The sequence below is a fragment of the Nocardioides turkmenicus genome (assembly GCF_011045035.1).
In the GTDB taxonomy this organism is placed as follows: Bacteria; Actinomycetota; Actinomycetes; order Propionibacteriales; family Nocardioidaceae; genus Nocardioides; species Nocardioides turkmenicus.
The window spans coordinates 73,927-95,432 of the sequence record NZ_JAALAA010000016.1 but is presented as its reverse complement, the minus strand read 5'-3'; the positions used below and the strand labels follow the sequence as shown (position 1 = coordinate 95,432).

At 70.2% G+C, this 21,506-nt stretch carries 22 protein-coding genes; 6 read left to right on the top strand and 16 right to left on the bottom strand.

Annotated elements, in window-relative coordinates:
* Positions 1-4 precede the first annotated feature (4 nt).
* Positions 5-826, bottom strand: coding sequence for a hypothetical protein (locus G5C66_RS18535; RefSeq protein ID WP_165112418.1), 822 nt, complete (start codon positions 824-826; stop codon positions 5-7).
* Positions 827-851: 25 nt separating this feature from the next.
* Complete coding sequence (locus tag G5C66_RS18530; protein ID WP_165112417.1) at positions 852-1,637, bottom strand: LLM class F420-dependent oxidoreductase; 786 nt, start codon at positions 1,635-1,637, stop codon at positions 852-854.
* Positions 1,638-1,740: 103 nt separating this feature from the next.
* Between G5C66_RS18530 and G5C66_RS18525 the strand changes: the two genes are divergently transcribed.
* Positions 1,741-3,024 (top strand): uracil-xanthine permease family protein, encoded by a 1,284-nt coding sequence (locus tag G5C66_RS18525; protein ID WP_165112416.1) that lies wholly within the window; start codon positions 1,741-1,743, stop codon positions 3,022-3,024.
* 6 nt (positions 3,025-3,030) lie between these two features.
* Here G5C66_RS18525 and G5C66_RS18520 read toward each other — a convergent pair whose 3' ends face one another.
* The 4 genes from G5C66_RS18520 to hemQ all read right to left on the bottom strand — a co-directional run bounded on the left by G5C66_RS18520 (position 3,031) and on the right by hemQ (position 5,996).
* Positions 3,031-3,729 carry an Imm52 family immunity protein gene (locus tag G5C66_RS18520; protein ID WP_165112415.1) on the bottom strand — a complete coding sequence of 233 codons (699 nt, stop codon included), beginning with the start codon at positions 3,727-3,729 and terminating at the stop codon, positions 3,031-3,033.
* Positions 3,730-3,813: 84 nt separating this feature from the next.
* Positions 3,814-4,407 (bottom strand): Tox-REase-5 domain-containing protein, encoded by a 594-nt coding sequence (locus tag G5C66_RS18515; RefSeq protein ID WP_165112414.1) that lies wholly within the window; start codon positions 4,405-4,407, stop codon positions 3,814-3,816.
* Positions 4,408-4,416: 9 nt separating this feature from the next.
* Positions 4,417-5,124, bottom strand: a complete 708-nt coding sequence (locus tag G5C66_RS18510; protein ID WP_165112413.1) for a WXG100-like domain-containing protein — start codon at positions 5,122-5,124, stop codon at positions 4,417-4,419.
* 152 nt (positions 5,125-5,276) lie between these two features.
* Positions 5,277-5,996: a hydrogen peroxide-dependent heme synthase gene (gene hemQ / locus G5C66_RS18505; RefSeq protein ID WP_165112412.1), complete on the bottom strand. Its 720-nt coding sequence runs from the start codon at positions 5,994-5,996 to the stop codon at positions 5,277-5,279.
* A 59-nt stretch (positions 5,997-6,055) separates the two neighbouring features.
* On the opposite strand from hemQ, the gene G5C66_RS18500 reads away from it, so the two are divergent.
* Entirely contained in the window at positions 6,056-7,009 is a 954-nt protein-coding gene (locus tag G5C66_RS18500) for an alpha/beta hydrolase (protein ID WP_165112411.1), read from the top strand.
* 55 nt (positions 7,010-7,064) lie between these two features.
* Here the strand turns inward: G5C66_RS18500 and hemG are convergent, their stop codons facing one another.
* On the bottom strand, positions 7,065-8,384 hold the full coding sequence (gene hemG, locus G5C66_RS18495; protein WP_165112410.1) for a protoporphyrinogen oxidase: 1,320 nt from the start codon (positions 8,382-8,384) through the stop codon (positions 7,065-7,067).
* A gap of 78 nt (positions 8,385-8,462) precedes the next feature.
* Between hemG and G5C66_RS18490 the strand changes: the two genes are divergently transcribed.
* Positions 8,463-9,167 (top strand): DNA alkylation repair protein, encoded by a 705-nt coding sequence (locus G5C66_RS18490; protein WP_165112409.1) that lies wholly within the window; start codon positions 8,463-8,465, stop codon positions 9,165-9,167.
* Positions 9,168-9,174: 7 nt separating this feature from the next.
* Here the strand turns inward: G5C66_RS18490 and G5C66_RS18485 are convergent, their stop codons facing one another.
* From G5C66_RS18485 to sfnG, 5 genes are read right to left on the bottom strand one after another with little or no spacing between them, the layout of a single operon-like run.
* The gene (locus tag G5C66_RS18485) at positions 9,175-9,672 is read right to left on the bottom strand and encodes a flavin reductase family protein (RefSeq protein ID WP_165112408.1); all 498 of its coding nucleotides are present in this window, start codon (positions 9,670-9,672) and stop codon (positions 9,175-9,177) included.
* A complete protein-coding gene (locus G5C66_RS18480) occupies positions 9,672-11,018 on the bottom strand; it encodes an MFS transporter (protein ID WP_165112407.1) in 1,347 nt (448 codons plus the stop codon). Before G5C66_RS18480 ends, G5C66_RS18485 begins: the two co-directional genes overlap by 1 nt.
* Positions 11,019-11,028: 10 nt before the next feature.
* Positions 11,029-12,177, bottom strand: coding sequence for an LLM class flavin-dependent oxidoreductase (locus G5C66_RS18475; protein ID WP_165112406.1), 1,149 nt, complete (start codon positions 12,175-12,177; stop codon positions 11,029-11,031).
* A 31-nt stretch (positions 12,178-12,208) separates the two neighbouring features.
* Positions 12,209-13,417: an SfnB family sulfur acquisition oxidoreductase gene (locus G5C66_RS18470; RefSeq protein WP_165112405.1), complete on the bottom strand. Its 1,209-nt coding sequence runs from the start codon at positions 13,415-13,417 to the stop codon at positions 12,209-12,211.
* Entirely contained in the window at positions 13,414-14,514 is a 1,101-nt protein-coding gene (gene sfnG / locus G5C66_RS18465; protein ID WP_165112404.1) for a dimethylsulfone monooxygenase SfnG, read from the bottom strand. The genes G5C66_RS18470 and sfnG overlap by 4 nt, the downstream gene beginning before the upstream one ends.
* Before the next feature lie 142 nt (positions 14,515-14,656).
* On the opposite strand from sfnG, the gene G5C66_RS18460 reads away from it, so the two are divergent.
* The gene (locus tag G5C66_RS18460; RefSeq protein WP_165112403.1) at positions 14,657-15,595 is read left to right on the top strand and encodes a LysR family transcriptional regulator; all 939 of its coding nucleotides are present in this window, start codon (positions 14,657-14,659) and stop codon (positions 15,593-15,595) included.
* On the opposite strand, the gene hemE is transcribed toward G5C66_RS18460, so the two are convergent.
* Positions 15,580-16,644: a uroporphyrinogen decarboxylase gene (gene hemE / locus G5C66_RS18455; RefSeq protein WP_338144221.1), complete on the bottom strand. Its 1,065-nt coding sequence runs from the start codon at positions 16,642-16,644 to the stop codon at positions 15,580-15,582. The genes G5C66_RS18460 and hemE overlap by 16 nt on opposite strands.
* A 70-nt stretch (positions 16,645-16,714) precedes the next feature.
* On the opposite strand from hemE, the gene G5C66_RS18450 reads away from it, so the two are divergent.
* Positions 16,715-17,353 (top strand): DUF3000 domain-containing protein, encoded by a 639-nt coding sequence (locus G5C66_RS18450; protein ID WP_165112402.1) that lies wholly within the window; start codon positions 16,715-16,717, stop codon positions 17,351-17,353.
* A complete protein-coding gene (locus tag G5C66_RS18445; RefSeq protein WP_165112401.1) occupies positions 17,350-18,618 on the top strand; it encodes an HRDC domain-containing protein in 1,269 nt (422 codons plus the stop codon). The genes G5C66_RS18450 and G5C66_RS18445 overlap by 4 nt, the downstream gene beginning before the upstream one ends.
* A 162-nt stretch (positions 18,619-18,780) precedes the next feature.
* On the opposite strand, the gene G5C66_RS18440 is transcribed toward G5C66_RS18445, so the two are convergent.
* The 3 genes from G5C66_RS18440 to G5C66_RS18430 form a co-directional block, all read right to left on the bottom strand.
* Entirely contained in the window at positions 18,781-20,109 is a 1,329-nt protein-coding gene (locus G5C66_RS18440) for an extracellular solute-binding protein (protein WP_165112400.1), read from the bottom strand.
* Positions 20,110-20,262: 153 nt separating this feature from the next.
* Positions 20,263-20,673, bottom strand: a complete 411-nt coding sequence (locus G5C66_RS18435) for a type II toxin-antitoxin system PemK/MazF family toxin (protein ID WP_165112399.1) — start codon at positions 20,671-20,673, stop codon at positions 20,263-20,265.
* A 222-nt stretch (positions 20,674-20,895) separates the two neighbouring features.
* Complete coding sequence (locus G5C66_RS18430) at positions 20,896-21,492, bottom strand: hypothetical protein (RefSeq protein WP_165112398.1); 597 nt, start codon at positions 21,490-21,492, stop codon at positions 20,896-20,898.
* Between the last annotated feature and the right edge of the window lie 14 nt (positions 21,493-21,506).

Below are 21,506 nucleotides of genomic sequence, written 5' to 3'. Positions count from 1 at the left end.
CGCCTCACCCGATCGACTCGAAGACGGCGCCGTCGACGACGACCGTCCCCTTGCCGTACGTCTCGTCGAGGCGCTGCTGGAGATCGCCGTCGTCGAGCAGCACCCGCAGGTGGACGACGCCGAGAGACACACCGCTGCTGACGTGATACGGCTGGCCAGCGAGCTCCTCCTGGATGCCTTCGAGCTCCTCCTTCGACACCGTGGCGCGTGAGACGCAGAGCATCCCGCCCCAGGTCTTGCGCAGCTCCTTCTCGGCCGCGTCCGGGTCACCGGTGACGCGTACGTTGAGGATGAGCTTGCGCGGATCGTTCATCGGGCGCGCCACCCGCGTCTGGTCGAGCCACACGTCGCTGAAGCCCGGCAACCGGTGGGCGGCAGAGATGGTCGCCTCCTGGGTCTCGAACGTGGTCCGCTCGGGATCGAGCACCCTCCAGCCGCCCTCGGGCTCGGGGCACGGGCTGCTGAAGTCGACCTCCTCCTCGGTCGGCGGGACCGACGCGTCGTCCGCCGGAACCGCGTCGGTCACGGCGAAGGTCGTGTCGTCGAGGGTGCCGGTGACCTGGAACTCGCCCCAGCGGGTGCCGCCCTGCTTCTCGTGCCCGGGATGGTCGGCCCAGTCCCAACCGGTCACGTCGAGGCCCTCGCACTGCGGAGGCATCGACTCCGCGATCGCCCCGAGGCAGAGCTGCGGCCCACCGCCGTCGTCGAGCACCATCACGGTGCCCGTGGACCGGACGGTGTCGCTCGCCGCGGCCGGGTCGAGGACCCGGTCGTTCCCACACGCGCTCGCTGCCAGCAGGAGCAGCACCCACCCATATCGCCACATGCTCTTCTGACGGCCGAGGCGAGGACTACGTTGCGCTGCCCTGGCTGTCACGCCAGGCCACGAGCTCCTCGAGGAACGAGAGATCGTAGTCGGGGCCGTTGACGCCGTGGGTGAACAGCGTGGCTCCGGCGTCGGCGAACGCCTTGGCGGACTCGACGTCGCTCACCTCGACGGAGACCTCGATCTCGGAGACGTCGCGGCCGACGTTCTTGCAGTGCTCGGCGAGGATGCCGTGCTTGCGCTCGAGGGTGGGGATGTCGGAGAAGGAGTGCCAGATGTCGGCGTGCTTCGCGACGTACTTCAGGGTCTTCTTCTCCCCACCGCCACCGATCATGACCGGGATCCTCCCCGAGCCCGATCGGCCCAGCGGCGCCGGGTTGAGCTCGGACCAGCGCTTCTCGATGCGCGGGAGCGCCTCGCCGAGCGCGTCGAGGCGGGAGCCGGCGGTGCCGAAGTCGTAGCCGTACTCGGTGTAGTCGCGCTCGAACCACCCCGACCCGATGCCGAACACCAGCCGGCCGTCGGAGATGTGGTCGACCGTGCGGGCCATGTCGGCGAGCAGCTCGGGGTTGCGGTAGGAGTTGCAGGTCACCAGGCAGCCGATCTCGACGCGCGTGGTCTGCTCGGCCCAGGCGGCGAGCATCGTCCACGCCTCGAAGTGCTTGCCGTCGGGCTCTCCGTAGAGCGGGTAGAAGTGGTCCCAGTTGAAGATCACGTCGACGCCGATCTCCTCCGCGCGGCGTGCGGCATCGCGGATCTGGGCGTAGTCGGCGTGCTGGGGCTGGATCTGGACTCCGATGCGGATGGTCATGTGTCCAACCCTACGGAGGGCCTGGCTTCCGTCGCCGCCCGAATCGGCCCTATCGTTCGGCAGGCGGCGGATCGTGCCGTACGAGAGCTGAAGAGGGTGCGAGATGCGATTCGGGTGGAACCTGCACGAGGACGGCAAGAACGTACGTGAGGGGGCGATCGTCAAGCCCGGTGAGCGGCTGAGCTGGCCCCGGACGATCGGCTTCGGCGGGCAGCACGTGGTCGCCATGTTCGGCGCGACGTTCCTGGTTCCGCTGCTGACCGGCTTCCCGCCGACCACGACGCTGTTCTTCTCCGGCCTCGGCACGCTGCTGTTCCTGCTGATCACGCGCAACCGGCTGCCCTCGTACCTCGGCTCGTCCTTCGCCTTCATCGCGCCGATCGGCGCTGCGATGGGTGGCGGCGGAATGGGCGCGGCGCTCTTCGGCATCCTGGTCACCGGCGCGCTGCTCGCCCTGGTCGGCGTGATCGTGATGGTCACCGGCACCGGCTGGATCGAGGCGCTGATGCCGCCGGTGGTGACCGGCGCGATCGTCGCGCTGATCGGCCTCAACCTCGCCGGCGCCGCCACCAACAACGTGGTCGGCGGCGACCCGGCCAAGCCGGACAACGGCGCGGTGCTGGTCGCCGCGATCACCCTGGCCACCGTGCTGGTCGTCGCCGTCGCGTTCCGCGGTCTGATCGCGAGGCTCTCGATCCTGGTCGGCGTCGTCGTCGGCTACATCGCCGCGCTTCTCCTGGGCCAGATCGACACCTCGGCGTTCCGCGACGCTGCCTGGTTCGGCCTGCCCGACTTCACCACGCCGGACGTGACCTGGTCGGTGGTCCCGATGTTCCTGCCGGTCGTGCTCGTCCTCGTCGCCGAGAACGTCGGTCACGTACGCAGCGTCGCCCACCTCGCCGGCGACGACGCCATCAACCGCGAGACCGGCCGGGCGCTCTTCGCCGACGGCCTCGCCACCTCCATCGCCGGTGGCTTCGGCGGCTCGGCGACCACGACGTACGGCGAGAACATCGGCGTCATGACCGCCACCCGGGTCTTCTCGACCGCGGCCTACTGGGTGGCCGGCGTGGTCGCGATCCTGCTGTCGCTGTCTCCGAAGTTCGGGGCGCTCCTGAACACGATCCCGGCCGGCGTGCTGGGCGGAATCACCGTCGCGCTCTACGGCCTCATCGGCCTGATCGGCATCCGGATCTGGCTGGACAACCGGGTCGACTTCGCCGACCCGGTCAACCAGTTCACCGCCGCCGTCGCGCTGGTCATCGGCATCGGCAACCTCACCCTGACCTTCGGCGACCTCACCTTCACCGGCATCGCGCTGGGCACCATCGCCGCGGTCGTGATCTACCACGGGATGAGCGCCCTGGCGCGCCTGCGAGGCCGCTGACCCGGCTCAGAACTTGCTGCGTGTGGTCGGAGTCGGCGAGAAGGCGGCGCTGAGCCTCAGCACCTTGGCGAACTCGGTGGCCTTGTCCACGGACAGGAAGCCGTCGCCCTCACCCGACCCGATGACGACACCACCGTTGTCGAGCTTGGTGAGGTGCTTGTCCATGCCGCCCGGCAGGGCCTGCGCCCTGGCCTCGGAGAGGTAGTTGAGGTAGCCGATCTTCGGCCCCGGCTTCCCGACCGGCTGCACCTCGGCGAGCGCGTCGGTGAAGGACCTCGAGGTCACCGCTGCCCAGTCCGGGTCCCAGGCCGAGACGAGTCGACGGAGAATCGGATCGGCGAGCGTCGCGATATCGGCGCCACGCCATTTCACCACGAAGCTGTTGCGCACCTTTGCGGACTCCGAATATCCACCGACGACCAACGTGATAGCCGCCGTATCGATCCGAGTCCCGCGCGCCCGATATGACTGGCTGATTCCAAGATGCGGGGCATCCTTGTTCTCACGAAATGCGTCGGAGATCGCCTGCAGCGCGTTATCCCGCTCTTCAAGCGGCTTTCCGGGCAGCAGTGGCGAGACCCATGAGATCTTCTCGCCGAGCACCTCGTCCAGGCCCGCGATGAATGCACCCAGCTCGTCGGCGACCTGCTCAGCGGTCTCCTGGCGTGGGCCCCAGAATCCGCGCGCGATCAGCTCTTCGTCCACGGTCATGACCGTATCACCGCTCCTTCTCCGTATCGGCCGCCACCCTCGGCCACCGCCAGGCTCGCCATCGTGACGAAATGAGAATCATCCGTTGCTCTTCGGCGCATTCCAGCCGTCCCAATCACTGGGCGGATTGACAAAGTCCTGGTGCCTGACCGAAATAGGAAGGTCGAAGTCCTCGAAAAGGGTCCGCGCCGCCTCCATGGCCTCTTTGTTCGAGAAGACCCATTCAACCGGGGTATCGCCTGCAGCGTCCACCTGTCGCAGTGCCTGATCCAGCCATTCCTTTTCCTTGGCACCGTTGGGATATCCCCACGAGTCGATCATCTTCCCGTAACCGTGCTTCGTCTCGATCAGCTTCCCGTCGAGAATGCCGTCGAACTTGACCTCGTTGTCGAGCGATCCACGAAGAACGAATTCCAGGCCGTCGTCCTTGCCGGTCACCTGGCGCTCGAACTCGGCGCCGAGCTTCTGCTGGAGGAACTTGTGGTTCCGGTTGACGGGCCGCCATTCGCCGGGGCCCAGCCGGCCGTCGAGAACGCGCCGAGCCTCCGCCTGCTTCCTGATGTCCTCCGCGACATCGTCGGCGTTCTTCTTGAGCGAGTCCCCGACCTCGGTGAGCACCTCGCCCGCCTTGTCGAGTGCCTCCTTGGCGACGTCGCCGAGCTGCTTGGCCATAGCTGTCTCCTACGAGGCGAAGAGGGGAAGGGCGGACACTTCGGCGGCGAACGTCCGGCACAGGTCGTACTGGTCGGCGCCGCAGTCGCTGAGCGCGGTGGCGATCTGCTCCATCAGGTCGTAGCTGAGCTGGGTCCCTGTGGTCGCCTCGCCTTCGGTCACCAAGGGCGCTTCCGCGATCGCCATGGCGAGATCGGTGATCGTGCCGGTGAGCGGTTCGATCACCATGCTCGCCACCTGCCCGATCAGCTCCTCCATCGCGATGTCGGTCGCGATGTCGAGCGCCTTCTTCCGCGCCGCGATGAGCGCGGCGTTGCCGGCCACGCTGAGCCCGGCGGTGACCACCGCGGTCGCGGCGGCCGCCGCGATCTGCGCGGCGGTGATGGTCAGCTCGGCGATCACCTTCACCTTCAGGGCGACGATCGCGTCGGCGAGCATGTCGATCCCGTTCGCGACCTCGGGCAGCGCGTCGAGCACCGCGTCCATGTTGGCCGTGCGGTTCTCGGTCCACGCCCTGATCAGCGCATTCACCGACTGGGCCTTGGAACCGTCACCGAGCTCGTTGACCCGCATCTCCAGATGATCGAGGGTGCCGCGCAGGTCCGACTCCAGCCCACGCAACAGCTGTGCGGCGTCGCGTACGGCATCTTCATCGACGTTCGGCCACTCATAGCCGAGCAGGTCGAGAACGAAGTCCAACTCCCCAGGGATCGTCATCCCCACGTCTCTGCCCTCCCAAGGTCACGTGGATGTGTCAGCAGGACGTGACGGGGTCGGCAAATCGAACCCGAGCACGTGCCACCGCGACGGAAGAGGTTAGTGGAGCGACCCGGGTGCCGACAGCGAATTTCCGAGACCCGACCGAGCGGTCAGGGAAGGCGATCCAGGAGGTCGGCGATGTCGACGCGGGCGCCGGTGTAGAACGGCACCTCCTCGCGTACGTGACGGCGGGTCTCGGAGCCGCGCAGGTGACGCATCAGGTCGACGATGCGGGAGAGATCGTCGGCCTCGAAGGCAAGCATCCACTCGTAGTCGCCGAGCGCGAAGGACGGGACGGTGTTGGCGCGTACGTCGGGGTAGTCGCGCGCCATCTGGCCGTGCTCGGCGAGGAGGCGGCGGCGCTCCTTGTCGTCGAGGAGGTACCACTCGTAGGAGCGGATGAACGGGTAGACCGCGACGTAGTCGTGAGAGCGCTCGTCGGCCAGGAAGGCGGGCAGGTGGCTGCGGTTGAACTCGGCGGGGCGGTGCAGCGCCATCTGCGACCAGACCGGGACGAGGCGGCCACCGAAGGCCGTGCGGCGCAGGCGGTGGTAGGCCGACTGGAGCTTGTCGGAGGAGTCGGCGTGCAGCCAGAACATCACGTCGGCATCGGCGCGCAGGCCGGCCACGTCGTAGGTGCCGCGCACCACGATGTCCTCCTCGGCGAAGGCCGCGAAGAGCTCCTCGACCTCGACCGCCTCGGCCTTGCGGTCGGCGTCGCCGAGGGTCTGCTCCAGGGAGAAGACCGACCACATCGTGTAGCGGATGGTCGCGTTGAGCTCGTTGATCTTGGCTGCGTTGGACTTGATGTCGGCCTGGGGGTCGGTCATGCCCCCATTTTGCGCCAGGGCAGGTCACCGGGTCGCCACCGGGCTCTAGGGTGAGCCCCATGCTGCCGCTGCGTACCCGCATCTTCGCCTTCCTCCAGGAGCGCCTGGTCAAGGCGCCGCTGAACGCCGAGGAGATGATCGCCCTGCGCGCGCAGCGTGAGGGGCTCCGGACCGGCCCGGTCACCGCGCTGCTGTTCGGTCGCCCCGCGGACGTCGAGGTGAAGGAGACGTACGTCGACGGCCGCCGCTTCGCGATCTACACGCCTCCCGGGGTCGGCGAGGATGCTCCGGTCGTCATCAACTACCACGGCGGTGGCTGGTGTCTCGGCACCCCGGAGCAGAGCGCCTGGGTCTCCTCGCACGTGGCCGCCGGGACCGGGTCGATCGTGGTCGCGCCGTCCTACCGGCTGGCGCCCGAGCATCCGTTCCCGGCCGCCGTCGAGGATGCCTGGTCTGCGTTGGAATGGGTCGCGAAGAACGCTTCCGACCTGGGCGGGGACCCGTCCCGGATCGCCGTGATGGGCGACAGCGCCGGCGGCAACCTGGCGGCGGTGGTGTCCTTGATGGCTCGCGACGCCGGCGGGCCCTCGGTGCGGGCTCAGGTGTTGATCTATCCGGCGGTGGAGATGTACGAGAAGTTCCCCTCCGAGGCCGCCAACGCCAACGGACCGGTGCTCACCTCGACCCAGATGAGCACCTTCGGCCACCTCTACATGGGCTCGCGCTACGGCGACGAGTCCTGGCAGGCCTCTCCCCTGCGGGCTCCGTCGCACGCCGACCTGCCGCCGGCCCACATCATCACCGCCCTGCACGACCCGATCCGCGATCACGGGACGCGCTATGCGGAGGTGCTTCGGGCCGCTGGGACGCCGGTCTCGCTCGTCGACTACGACACCGCGTTCCACGGGTTCATGTCGCTGCCCGGGGTCGCGCCGGCCGCCCGTGAGGCGCTTGCGGGGATCGTCGAGTTCCTACGGGATGTCGACCGAGGTAACTCGGTGAGCGGTCACTGACTTCGCGGAGTTCCATGAAGCCGGTGGGCCCCGACCGAGTCACCTCGGTGAGCATTCAGCCGATCTCGGCCGCGGCGCGGTGGGCCGACCCGATCGTGGCCGGGATGCCGACGCCGTCGTAGGAGGCACCCGCGAGGGCGAGTCCGGGGACACCCCGGAGCCCCTGGCGGATCCGGGCGACCCGGTCGAGGTGGCCGACCGGGTACTGCGGGAGCGCGTCGGTCCAGCGCTGGACGTGCACGTCGGTCGGCGTCGCGGTGATGCCGGCGATGTCGGCCAGGGCGGCGAGGGAGTCGGCGATCAGGCGGTCGTCGTCGTCCGAGGGCGGCTCGCCGTGGCGCCCGATGGACGTACGCAGGTAGTTGCCGCGCGCGCCCACCCACGCCCACTTGGCGAAGGAGAACGTGGACGCCTTGATCGCGCACTCCTCCACCGGCGGGACGAGGAACCCGGACCTGCCGGCGAGCTCGGCGGGCAGGTCGGGGAAGGCGAAGGTCACCACCGCGACGCTCGCGGTCTCGATCTCGGACAGCTCGCGCGCGACCGACGGGGCGGTCGAGCGGAGCAGCTTCGCGGCGACCGGAGCAGGCGTGGCGACGACGACGGCATCGGCGGCCTCCACCTCGCCGCCGGTCTCGACCAGGCTGTGCTCGACCAAGAAGCCCTGCGGGGTCCTGGTGACGGTGTCGACCCGGGTTCCGAGCCGGATGTCGAGGCCCTCGGCGAGGGTCGCCGGCAACCGGGACATGCCGCCATCGATCCCGGCGAACACCGGCACGTCGGAGGTCGGGAGCGCCGCTGCGGCCTTCAGCAGCGACCCCTTCTCGGCGAGCATGAACAGCTGCGGCGCGGCCGCCTTCACCGAGATCGCACGGGCATGGCCGGCGTACACCCCGGCGAGCAGCGGGTCCGCCAGCCGGTCGGCGGTCTCGTCGCCGAACCGGGAGGCGATGAAGTCACCGACGGAGATGTCCTCGTCCGTCTTCGCAGGTGGGAGCGTGGGTTCGCGGCGTACGACCTCCAGGGTCTCCTCGGAGAGGAGACCGGCCTTCTCCAGCGCCGACAGGTCGAGCGGCACGCCCATGACGGAGCGCGGGATCGGCCGCAGCGCGCCGCGCGACCAGATCGAGGACTTCGCGTCGGTCGGGTGCACGACCTCGAGGCCGACCTCACGAGCGAGGGATACGCCCTCCGGCCGCCGGTTGAGCATCGCCTCGGCACCGACGTCGACCAGCTGCCCGGCGACGACCTCGCCACGGATCTTCCCGCCGACCCGGTCCGAGGCCTCCAGCACGGTGACCCGGTGGCCCTTCGACGACAGATCGCGGGCCGCGGTCAGCCCGGCGATGCCTGCTCCTATGACGATCACTCGCACCGGGTCAGTCTCCCATCCGGCGCTGAGCGGAGCCTGAGTCGGGCGAGGTCCCGGCCGTGCATTCCCTACGATCACACCATGCCCACACCCGGCGACGCTCTGATCCGCGACCTGCACGCCCGGCTGGCCGCGGCGGCGGATCCGGAGCGCGCGCCGCAGATGCAGGCGTACATGAAGTCCCAGATGCCGTTCCACGGAATCGCGTCGCCGGTGATGAAGCGACTGACCAGGGAGTGCTTCGCGGAGCATCCGCTCGACGAATCCGACTGGCTGGCGACTGCGGCGACGCTCTGGGACGAGGCCGAGCACCGTGAGGAGCGCTACGCGGCGTTGGCCCTCTTCAGGCACTCCGCCCACCGCAGCGCCGCCCGCAGTCCGGAACGGCTGCCGCTCTACCGCCACCTCGCGACGACCGGCGGCTGGTGGGACCTGGTCGACGAGATCGCCCAGCACCTGGTTGGCGAGGTGCTCCGGACGCACCGGGCCGAAGCCACCCCGATCATTCAGGAGTGGGCCCAGGATCAGGACCTCTGGGTGCGGCGTACGGCGATCCTCAGCCAGAACCGGCACCGGACCGAGACCGACGTCGACCTGCTCGACCAGGTGCTGAGCGCCAACCTCGAGGACTCCCTCCACGGCCGGGTCTTCTGGACGCGGAAGGCGGTCGGTTGGGCGCTACGAGAGTTCGCCAAGACCGACCCGACATGGGTCCGCGGCTGGGTCACCGAGCACGACGACCGACTGTCCGGACTCACCCGGCGCGAGGCGCTCAAGCACTTCTGACCAGGCCTCACCCTGCGAGCCGCCCGAAGTTGGAGCGGTGGAAGACCAGGGGCTGGCCGGCGCCGTGGTCGGCGGAATGGAGCTGGAGGAGGACGACGATGTGGTCGCCGGCCTCGACCTCGCGGTAGATGGTGCAGTCGAACTGCGCCAGGCCCTCGTCCAGGGTCAGCGCCCCGTCGCGGGACTCGCTGACGACCAGCCCGTCGAAGCGGGAGTCGACGGGGCCGGCGAGCTGGCGGCAGACCTCGCCGTGGTGCTCGGCGAGCACGGTGACGCCCAGGTGGGAGGAGCGGCGCAGGTCGGGCCAGGTCTTGGAGGTCCGGGCCACCGAGAAGGAGACCAGCGGCGGGTCCAGGGAGACCGACGTGAACGACGACGCGGCCAGGCCGACGGGGCGGCCGTCGACGACGGCGGCGACCGCGACCACCCCGCTCGGGAAGACCCCGAAGGCCTGCCGCAGCGCGGCCGGGTCCAGATCCTGATTCGTACGCAGCGGACCGGTCATCACGCCACCACCTCTCTCGCGGGCACTGCCCGCGCCTCGTCCACCGCCGTGTCCCGCAGCCTCTCGCCACGGGTCTCCGGCAGCAGCCACATGCAGGTCAGACTGATCGCGGCGACCACGACGTTGTAGCCGGCGACCCACCACAGCGAGCGGTCGTCGGAGAGCGTGACCAGGGCCGCCGCGATCAGCGGCGTCAGCCCGGAGGCCACCACTCCCGAGATCTGGTAGAGCGCGTTGAGCGCGGAGAACCGGTAGCGGGTGTCGAACAGCTCGCTCCAGAACGCCGCCAGCGGCCCGTAGACGGTGCCGTAGACCAGGCCGAGTCCGCCGACGAAGGCGGCGACCGACGGCACCACCGCCCCGGACTGCACCGCAGCCGCGACCGGGAAGGCGATCACCAGCCCGAGCACGGCGCCGACCGTGTAGACCGGCCGCCGCCCGAACCGGTCGCTCAGCGCCCCCGCGACGATGGTCGTGACCACGCCGAGCAGCGCGCCGGCCATGATCGCGTTGAGCACCACCGACCGGCTCAGCCCGGCGTCGGCCACGGCGTAGGAGAGCAGGAAGACCGAGTAGAGGTTGTAGGTGAAGCCCTCCACGAACCGGGTGCCCATCCCCAGCAGCAGCGTGCGCGGCTGACGGCGGAAGAGCTCGCCGACGGGCAGCTTGGAGACCTTCTTCTCCGCCTGCACCTCCTGGAACGACGGCGTCTCCATGATCGAGAGCCGGATCCAGGCGCCGATGCCGAGCAGCACGATCGAGATCAGGAAGCAGACCCGCCAGCCCCAGGCCAGGAACTCCGCGTCGGGCAGCAGCGAGGCGATCGCGAACGCGCCCGAGGCGAGCACGAGGCCGCCCGGGACGCCGATGTGCGCGAAGCTCCCGTAGAGCCCACGCCTCCCCTGCGGTGCGTACTCGGTCGCGAGCAGCACCGCCCCTCCGTACTCGCCCCCGACGCCGATCCCCTGCAGGATCCGGAGCACCACGAGCGCGACCGGGGCGAGCACCCCGATCGAGTCGTACGTCGGGAGCAGCCCGACCAACGACGTACCGACGCCCATGATCACGAGCGTCCAGATCAGCATGGTCTTGCGGCCGATCCGGTCGCCGAAGTGACCGAAGATCAACCCTCCGACCGGGCGGGCCAGGAACCCGACGGCGAAGGTGCCGAAGGAGGCGAAGGTAGCGGCGGTGCCGCTGAGCCCGTTGAAGTAGAGCCGGTCGAAGACGAGACCGGCGGCGGTGCCGTAGAGGAAGAAGTCGTACCACTCGATGGTGGCGCCGACCGAGGCCGCGAGCGCGACCCGCTTCGGGTTGGCGGTGGCCTTGTGCGTGACCGCAGACATGTCCGACTCCCTACTGGGCCGCGGCGCCGAAGGGCACCGCCGCCCCTCTACCGGCGACGGGGGCGGGGTGGGACCACAGACCCCGGCGCTCGAGCTCGGGCAGGACGCCCTCGCCGAACCAGTAGGACTCCTCCAGGTGCGGGTAGCCGGAGAGCACGAACTCGGTGATCCCGACGGCGTGGTAGGCCTCGATGAGGTCGGCGATCTCGGCGTAGGAGCCGACCAGCGCGGTCCCGGCGCCACCGCGGACCAGCCCGATGCCGGCCCACAGGTTGGGGTGGACCTCGAGCCCGTCGCGCGAGCCCCGGTTAAGCTCCAGCATCCGCCGCTGCCCCTCCGAGACGCTGCGGGCGAGGCCCGCCTGCACGCGCTCGATGTCCTCGTCGGAGATGTTCTCCAGCAGCCGGTCGGCCTCGGCCCACGCGGCGGCGGAGGTGTCCCGGGCAATCGAGTGCAGGCGGATGCCGAAGCGGAGCTCACGCCCGCGGTCGGCGGTCAGCTTCTGCACGCGAGCGATCTTCTCGGCGACCGCGGCCGGCGGCTCGCCCCAGGTCAGGTAGACGTCGGCGTGCTCTGCGGCGACCTCCAGCGCGGCCGGCGAGGAGCCACCGAAGTAGATGTCCGGGACCGGCGTCGGCCGCTGCTCGAGCCGGGCGTTCTCCACCGAGAGGTGCTTCCCGGAGAACGTCACCGTCTCCCCCGCCCACAGCCGGCGCACGATGTGCAGGAACTCCCCGGACCGCTCGTAGCGTTCGTCCTTGGCGAGGAAGTCGCCGTACATCCGCTGCTCGTGGTCCTCGCCGCCGGTGACGACGTTGAGCAGCAGCCGCTGGCCCGACAGGTTCTGGAAGGTGCCGGCCATCTGCGCAGCCAGGTAGGGCGAGACCGAGTCGGGTCGGAAGGCGACCAGGAACTTCAGGCGCTCCGAGAGCGAGCTGAGCATCGCGGTCGTCACCCAGGCGTCCTCGCACCACGCCCCGGTCGGCGTCAGCGCCGCCTCGAAGCCGAGCTGCTCGGCGCTGCGGGCGATCTGGCCGAGGTAGGGCACCGTGGCGGGGCGGCCCGACGCCAGCGCGCTGACGCCGTGACCGCCGCCGATCACATGGCGACCGTCGCCGCCGTTGGTCGGGAGGAACCAATGGAACTTGAGAGTGCTCATCGCTGCCTTTCGGTGGGATGTGGTGGGGATGTCAGAGCTGCCCGTGCCGTGGCGGCCGCGTGCCGTCGACGGCCCACCGCCCGAGGTGGTGAACCTTCCAGGCGGCCGGGTCGTGCAGCGTGTGGGTGCGCGCGTTGCGCCAGTGGCGGTCGAGGTTGGTGGTGGCCAGAGCCGACCGGGCGCCGGAGACCTCGAGCAGCCGGCTGGTGACGTCGACCGACACCGTGGCGGTCGACGCACGGGCGGCCGCCACGGCGAGGCTCGCCTCCGCGGCCGAGCTCTCGGTGAGGTCCGCGTCGGCCTCGTCCACGCGTCGTCCTGCCTCGGCGAGGAGCGCCTCGGCGCTGCGTACGGCCAGCTCCATCTCACCGAAGGCCTGGACGACCAGCGGGTCCTGCGCGGCGGTCTCGGCTCCGGCGATCGCGACGGCGTCGGCGTAGGGGCGGGACTTCGTGCAGACGAACGCGGAGGCCTCGTCCAGCGCACGCCGGGCGATCCCGGCGTCGATGGCGGCGTGCAGCAGCTGTGCGAAGGCTCCGTAGGTCGTCGGCACGTCGAACGTGATCGCGAACGGAGTGATCCACTCGTCCGGAACCACGACGTCGGTGAGGCGCACTGTCCCAGAACCCGTCGTACGCTGCCCGACGGCGTCCCAGTCGTCGATGATCTCGACGCCGGGGCTCTCCGTGCGGACCCACGCCACGTGCAGCGGCCCGTCGACGTCACGGCGGGCGAGCACGGCGAGGTAGTCGGCGAAGAGGGAGCCGGTGCAGTAGAACTTCTCGCCGTTCAGCAGCCACTCCCCCTCCTCCCGAGCAGGCGTGAGGGTCGTCCGGATGTCCCGCACGTGCTTCGTACCGAACTCCGACTGCGCGTTGGCAACCAGCGCCCCGGCTCGCACCTCGCTGTAGATCCGCTGCTGCTGCTCCCGCGTGCCGTTCAGCCGCAGCTGGTTCAAGAAGACGAAGTGGCTGTGCGGGACCTGACCGACGTTGGGATCACCCCACGAGACCAGCCGGAACACCTCCGCCACGGTCGCCGCGGGGAGCGCGGGGCCACCGAACTCGAGCGGGACGGTGAGCGCACCGAGCCCGGCGGCGGCGTACGCCTTGACCTGGTCGTGAGGCAGCTCCCGGTCACGGTCGCGGGCGCTGTCGCCGAGGGCCAGCTCCTCGGCCACCCGCCGGGCGACCACGGGCGCGGTCTCGGCGTCGAGCCGGGCGATCTCCGTCGTGCTCAAGCCACGCGCTCCAGCTGCTGCGCCTCGAGTTCACGCACGAGCGGGAGCACGCGCTGACCGAAGTACTCCACGTCCTCGAGGTAGTGCAGGAAGCCGCCGAGGATCAGGTCGGCGCCGGCCCGCTTGAGCTCCACGATCCGCTCGGCGACCTGCTCGGGCGTGCCGATCAGCCCGGTCCGGAAGCCGTCGTTGTACTGCACCAGGTCCTCGAAGGTGGAGTCCTGCCACATCCCGGTCTTGTCGCCGGTCGACTGCCCGGCCTGCTTGACCGCGGCCCCGAATCCCTCGACCGCCTCCCGGTCGGCCTTGTCGATGATCTCCCGGAGGGTGTCGCGCGCCTCCTTCTCGGTGTCGCGGGCGACGATGAAGCCGTTGATCCCGAACCTGACCCGGCGCCCCAGCGGCTCGGCGACGGCGTTGACGTCCCTGATCTGCGCGGCCAGGCCCTCGGGGGTGTTGCCGTTGGCGAAGTACCAGTCCGAGACGCGGCCGGCCATCGCCTTGGCGTCGGAGGAGTTGCCGCCCTGGAAGATCTCCGGGTGGGGCCGGCCCTCGCTGGCCAGCGGCTTCGGCTTCAGGTCGAAGTCGTGGAGCCGGTAGAAGTCGCCGTTGAGCTCGGCGGCGTCGCTCGTCCAGATCTCGCGCAGGTAGCGGATGAACTCCTCCGAACGGCGATAGCGCTCGCCGTGCTCGAGCCACGGCTCGCCCAGCTTGGTGAACTCGTCCTTGAACCAGCCGGAGACGACGTTGACGGCCGCGCGGCCGCCGGAGAGGTGGTCGGCCGTGGCCAGCCACTTCGCGAGCACGCCGGGCTGCCAGAGCCCCGGGTGGACGGCGGCGATCACCTTCAGCCGCTCGGTGGCCAGCAGCAGCGCGAGCGAGAACGAGGTGGACTCGTGCTGGTAGGCGGCGCCGTAGGAGGCGATGTAGCGCACCTGGGAGAGGGCGTACTCGAAGCCGTTCTTCTCGGCCAGCTGCGCGAGCTTCTTGTTGTAGTCGTAGCTCCAGTCGGTGCGCTGCTCGATCTTGCTCACCACCAGGCCGCCGCTGACGTTGGGCACCCAGTAGGCGAACTTCAGGGGCTCGTTCGTGGCCATGCTTCACTCCCGCCATTTGTGTACTAAGTTGCTCTACTTTCTCACAGAAGGCGGGTTCAGGAGAGACTGTCCGCTGCTTGGTTCGGCGAGCGGGTGATAGGCAGAACCTGTCACTGCAGCTGCCATGAGAGACAGGGGCACCATGCGGATCGAACAGCTCGAGTACGTCGCGGCCGTCAACCGGCTGGGATCGCTGCGCCGCGCCAGCGAGCAGCTGCACATCTCCCAGCCCGCGCTGAGCGAGGCGGTGAGCCGACTCGAGAAGGAGCTCGGCGTGACCCTGCTGGATCGGCGCCGCTCCGGAGCCAGGATCAGCCGCCAGGGCCGCGACCTGCTCCCCCACCTGCTCGAGGCCATCGAAGCGGTCGGTCGGCTGCGGGCCGCGGCCGGCGACCAACGCGCCTCCACCCAGCCCGTACGTCTCGGGACCGTCAACACCGCCACCACCCAGGTGCTCGTCCCGGCGCTGAAGGCGATGCAGCGGAGCCACCCGGAGGTCTCCGTGGAGGTCCTCGACATGCTGCAGGCCGACATCATCGTCGGGCTCGAAGAAGGCACCCTCGACCTGGCTCTGATCAACGTCCTCTCCGGCGACGACGTCCCGGTCAGCGTGCAGGCGACCGCGCTCGTCACCGGCTCGCCGGTGGTCGTGGTCCCCTCAGGACACAGGTACGCCGCCCAGCCGGCCGTCAGCGTCGACGACCTGCGCGCGGAGCCCTTCGTGATGATGCGGCCGGGCTACGTGATGCACCGTCTGGCCCACCGGCTCTTCAGGCTCGAAGTGCCGGCGTCGTGGCGAACAGCCGACGGCGCCGAGATGGGCAAGCTCATGGTCGCCGAGGACCTCGGGCTCACCCTGCTTCCCGACTTCAGCGTGGTCGGTGACCCGCTGCATCGGTCGGGCGCGATCGCGACACGGCCGGTCGCGGGCGAGACCGGCACGGTCACGCTGACCCTGCTGACCCGCCGCGACCCGCGTCTGCCCGCGCAGGTGCGCGGCCTGGCGACGGCGCTGGTGGAGCAGGCGCGTGCGTGGAACCGCCGGGCGGGACGTACGGCGGCGGATCAGTCCAGCGGGTAGCTCTGCACGAACTCGGTCAGCCGGGCGAGCTGGTCGGGGTCGGTGGTCGGGATGACGCCGTGACCGAGGTTGAAGACGTGACCCTTGGCCCGCCGGCCGGTCTCGATGATCTTCCCGGCCTGCTCGAGCATGATCTCGGTGGGCGCGAAGACGAGGGCGGGGTCGAGGTTGCCCTGGACGCCGAAGCCGTCGCCGAGCTGATCGATCGCCCAGTCGAGCGGGGTGCGCCAGTCGACCCCGACGACCTCGGCGCCGGCACTGCCCATCAGCGGCAGCAGCATGGCCGAGTTGACGCCGAAGTGGATCCGGGGGACGCCGAGCTCGCCGATCCGGGTCATCACCTCGGTGGAGTAGGGCAGCACGTGACGCTCGTAGTCGGCGGGCGTGCAGGCACCGGCCCAGGAGTCGAAGAGCTGCACCGCGGAGGCGCCGGCGCGGACCTGGACCTCCAGGAACGCGGCGGAGATCCCGGCGATCTTGCGCATCAGGGCGTCCCACACGTCGGGAGCACCGAACATGAGCGCCTTGGTCTTGGCGTACTCCTTCGAGGGGCCGCCCTCGACCAGGTACGACGCCACGGTGAACGGGGCGCCGGCGAAGCCGATCAGCGGGGTGCCGCCGTTGATGCCGGCCAGCTCGCCGGTGAGGTTCTGGACGGCCTCGGTGATGTAGGGGACGTGCTCCGGGGTCAGGTCCGGGATCGCCTCGACGTCGGCCATGGTGCGCACCGGGTCGGCGACCACCGGGCCGACACCGGGCTTGATCTCGAGGTCGACCCCGACCGCCTTCAGCGGCAGCACGATGTCGGAGAAGAAGATAGCCGCGTCGACCCCGTAGCGGCGTACGGGCTGGAGCGTGATCTCGGTGATCAGGTCGGCATCCTGGCAGGACTCGAGCATGCCGATGCCCTCGCGCACCTTCAGGTATTCGGGTAGCGAGCGACCTGCCTGGCGCATGAACCACACCGGCGTACGGCTCGGCTTCTGCCCGGCCAGCGCCTGCAGGAACGGGGAGGATGCGAGCGCGTCAGCGGTGTTGATCTCGGCCACCTGGCAATGGTCCCATCCGGTGCGGCGTGTACGCACATCGCGAATCGCGCAGAAGACATACCCTGTTCACATGGTCGTCCGTGGAGAGTCGCGTCCCGCCGCGGGGCCGGAGAGCGGTCCTGCCGTGTTCCGGTCCGCCGCGGAGGGAATGCGCGCCGCCACCTTCCGGCCCGAGGTGCTCGCTGAGGAGATGCCCGCGCCGCAACGGATCGCTCCCTACGCCGCGGCCCTGTCGGCCGACGTGACCGTCGGCGACGTCGACGTGGCGACCGGACGGCTGATCCTGCTGCACGACCCCGACGGCAACGACGCCTGGGGCACGGTCCACGGGCTGCCCGGCACGTTCCGGCTGGTGGCCTACGCCCGGGCCGACATCGACGTCGAGCACATCAGCGACCCGCTGCTCGGCGAGGTCGGCTGGTCGTGGCTCCTCGACGCGCTGTCGGGTCACGGCGCCGAGCACGTCGCCGCCGCAGGCACCGTGACCCGCGTCGCCACCGAGTCCTATGGCGGGATGGCCGATGAGGACGGCACCGCCCAGATCGAGATCCGCGCTTCCTGGACTCCGGTCGGGAGCGTCTCGGGCGACCTGGACCTGCGACCGCACACCGAGGCATGGGGCGAGCTGCTCTGCACGGCTGCGGGACTTCCTCCGGTGCCGGAGGGTGTCACCGTCATGCCGAGCCGGCGAGGGCAGCGAGGCGCGTGATCGAAGACAACACCGAGGCCGAGAAGGGGCCGGACACACCAGAAGATGCTGCTCCGGCGCCGCTGCTGACCCTGCGTGACGGACTGCCTCCGGTGACCGACACCGACGAGGGCTTGGTCAAGGCCGCCGCGGCCATCGCCGCCGGCACCGGTCCGGTCGGGATCGACGCCGAGCGCGCTTCCGGCTACCGCTACTCCAACCGGGCCTACCTGATCCAGCTGCGCCGTGAAGGCTCCGGGATCTGGCTGATCGACCCGATCGAGCTGACCACGATGGACCCGCTGATCGAGGCGCTCGACGGCACCGAGTGGATCCTGCACGCCGCCACCCAGGACCTCCCCTGCCTCAGCGACCTCGGCCTGCACCCGTCCGCGCTGTTCGACACCGAGCTCGCGGGGCGGCTGCTGGGCTACCCGCGGGTCGGGCTCGGCACCCTGGTCGAGACGGTGCTCGGCTTCACGATGCTCAAGGAGCACTCCGCGGCCGACTGGTCGACCCGGCCGTTGCCCGACGCCTGGCTGGAGTACGCCGCCCTGGACGTCGAGGTCCTCGTCGAGCTGCGCGACGCGCTGGCCGCCGAGCTCGTCGCGCAGGGCAAGGACGCCTGGGCCCGGCAGGAGTTCGACTGGCTGCGCGGGTTCGAGGCGCCGGTGCGTACGGATGCCTGGCGGCGCACCTCCGGCATGCACCGCGTCCGCGGCCGCCGCGGGCTCGCCGCGGTGCGGGAGCTGTGGACCGAGCGTGACCGGATCGCCCAGCAGCGTGACGTCACTCCGAGCCGGATCATCCCCGACGCCGCGATCGTGGCCGCCGCGCATGAGCTCCCGCAGGACAAGGCCGCACTGCTCGGTCTGAAGGGCTTCCACGGCCGCGGTGCCGAGCGCTACGCGACCTCCTGGGTGAAGGCGATCAACCGTGCGCTCACGATGGACGAGGACGAGCTTCCGGTGCGGTCCCCGCGCGCCGAGGGCCCACCCCCGCCGCGCGCGTGGGCCGACAAGGACCCGGCGGCCGCCCGCCGTCTCGCGCTGGCGCGGGAGTCGGTCAATGCGCTCGCCGAGGCCCGCAACCTCCCCGCCGAGAACCTGCTCACCCCCGACTTCCTGCGCCGCGCCATGTGGACGCCGCCGAAGACCCGCGATCCCGGCGCCCTCCTCGACGGCATCATCGAGATCCTCTCCGGCTTCGGCGCCCGCGGCTGGCAGATCGCCCTCACCGCCCCGCTGCTCACCGACGCGGTCCTCCACGCCGACCTCGAGTCCTGACCCGAGCCCAGCCTCGCGCTGGTCGAGCCGCCGGAGCCGCTAGGCGGAGGCGTGTCGCGACCAACACAGTCCCGTCGGCGCTCGATAGGACTGTGTTGGTCTCGACACGCTCGGCCGCAGGCGGCCTCGCGGCTCGACCGGCGGTCACCGACGCCTCGGCGGCTAGGAGCTGGGCGAGGTGGAGGGGGTCGGTGAGGCCGACGGCGTCGGCTGCGGGAAGACGGTCTTGGAGAGCTCGTCGATCTGGGCCGCGAAGTCCTCGACCTGGTCGGGCTCCGCGACCGCCAACGATCCCCGGACCGCGACGGCGGCGACCTTCTGGAGCTGGGCGAGCTGGGCGGCCTCGGGGAGGACCTGCATGTCCCGGACCGTGTCGGTGAAGATGCGCGCGTTCTTGGGGTTGCGCTGGGGCTGGGTGAAGACCGGGGCGTAGCCGACCTCGGAGTTGACCGGGACGAAGTGGCCGGTGCGAACCATCTTGACGACCGACTCGGTCGAGATGAGGTAGGTGAGGAAGTCGGCGGTGGCGTCGGGGTCGACGGTCTCCGAGCCCATGCACAGGCCGGCGTAGTCGCCGGTGGTGCCGTTGCCGCCCGGCATCGGCATCACGTCCCACTCCATGCCCTCGGTCGCACGGAGGTCGGAGACCAGCGATCGGTCACCGGCGAGCGCGACCAGACGGCCCTGCTTGAACGCCTGGAACGGGGTGCGACCGCCGAGGTCCTTGGCCGTGGCCAGCACGTTGGGCTGGCTGAACGCCTCGACCAGGTCCTCGTAGGCGCCGGACGAGTCGCCGAGGGTCGTGGTGGTCGGGGCCAGCGGGTCGTCGAAGAGGGTGACCCCGGCGCCGGCGAGCCAGGGCATCAGCGCGGTGAGGTTCTGCTCGACGTAGGTGCCTCGGACACCCTTGTGGTGCTCGGCGGCGTACGTCATCGCAGCACCGAACTGCTCGAGGGTCCAGCCGCGCAGGGAGCCGTCGGCGCGGACGGTCGGCGTCGGCAGACCCTCCTCCTTCATCGCCTCGAAGTCGATCAGGCCGGTGTTGACGTAGACGACCTGTGGGGAGACTGAGTAGGGCATGCACTCCAGGCGGCGGTCGACGGAGAAGTCCTCCATCGCCTCGCGGGAGTACTTGTCGCCGAAGTCGACGTTGCGGGCCTCGAGCAGGGTGTCGACGGGCTGGATCCGCTTGTCCTCGGCGAACATCTCGACGTCGGCGCGCGGGGTCAGCACGACGTCGACCTTCTCGCCGCCGCTGACGGCCGCGGTGAGCTGGTCGGCGGTCGGCCAGGACTTCACCTCGACGGTGACGTTGGGGACCTCCTGGGTGTATTCGGCGGCCAGCTGCTTGTAGGTGTCGACCAGCGTCTTGTGGCCCGAGACCCCGAAGACGAGCTTCACCTTCGCGGGCGCCTTGGTCGTGGTGCTCGGCGAGGGCTTCGAGGTCGGCTCACCGCCGCAGGCGGCGAGGGACGCCGAGAGAACCGTCACCAGAAGCGCCGTTGCCAATCGCGTGCGCCGCACCATTTCCTCCATCTCAACACCAGGACCGGGTCTGTGATGGAACCACAGACCCGGTTTACCAGCGATTCACTTTACGATACGTACCTGGACACTTCCTGAGAAGACGACCCCAGCGCCGCCTCAGACGAGGTGATCGCGTGCGGCCTTGATCACATCGTCGAAGATCTCCTTGGCCAGCACATCGCCCTCGCGGCGTACGTCGGCGGGGTCCATCCGGATCAGCCGGTCCAGCCGCACCTCCGAGGGCCGGCCCTGCCGGTCCCAGCCGCCGGTGCCGACGTCCATCCAGTGCCGTCCGTGGCGGGCCTCCTGGGCCTCGTCACGGTCGTGGTCCTTGCTGGTCAGCATCAGGCAGAGGAGCAGACCGGCCTTCTGCCCGATCACCAGCACGGGCCGGTCCTTGCCCTGGGTCTCGTCGTCCTCGTAGGGCACCCAGCCCCACACGACCTCGCCCGGGTCGGCGTTGCCGTCGCCGATCTCCGGCTCGTAGGAGATGGCGCCCTCGCGCGGGGCGGGCTGGATGTCGGTCACTTCGGCTCCTTGGTGGGTGGCTGGCGTCATGGCCGCCCAGCCGAGGTGCACCGCAAAAGATGATGAACACGCCGGACCGGGAGCGCCTCACGGCGCAAGGCCGCTCGTAGCGGCTGAAGTTGGGACCCGGGGCTGCCGCAGCCCGACGTGTTCGGCGACCAGTGTAACGGTGCCCCCAACCTCAGCCACATCAAAGCGAGCAGGAGGCTACCGCACCGCGACTCACGTCAGCCGGTGGTCCAGCTCGGCATGCCCCGCAGCCTCGAGCTGCTCGGAGAGCTGCAGCATCTTGCGTACGTCCTTGGCGGCGGCGTCCGGGTCCAAGGCCGCCCGTCCGGCGGCGATGACGCGGGAGAAGGCGGCGGCGCGGAGGAGCACCACGGCGAAGTCGCTGCCGGCGATGCCGCGCAGCACCTCGTCGACCATCGCCTTCAGCTCCTGAGGGCCCGGGGGCTCCGCGACTCCCGCGACGACCTGCGCGACCTGAGCCTTGGCCCGCCCGGCCTCGAACTCACGCGCAGCGCCGACCGGGTCCGCGTAGACCCAGCTGCGGAGCAGGTAGAGCCGCCACAGGCACCCGGCCAGCGACTCCGCCGGTGAGCTGGACCACACCTCGGCGATCGTCTCGATGCCCTCGGACTCGGCCAGGTGCAGGATCCGCTCGGCGACCGCCGGGTCGTCGCTCTCCCGCGCGCCGCGTACGAGCGCCGTCGCCGCCGCGTCGGCCGCCTCCTGCACCAGGGCAGGGTCGTCACCCCCGAGGAGGGAGTCGAAGAAGCCGTCCCCGGGACGTATCGGCGAGCGAAACTCTCTGGGCATCAGATCGAGCGTAG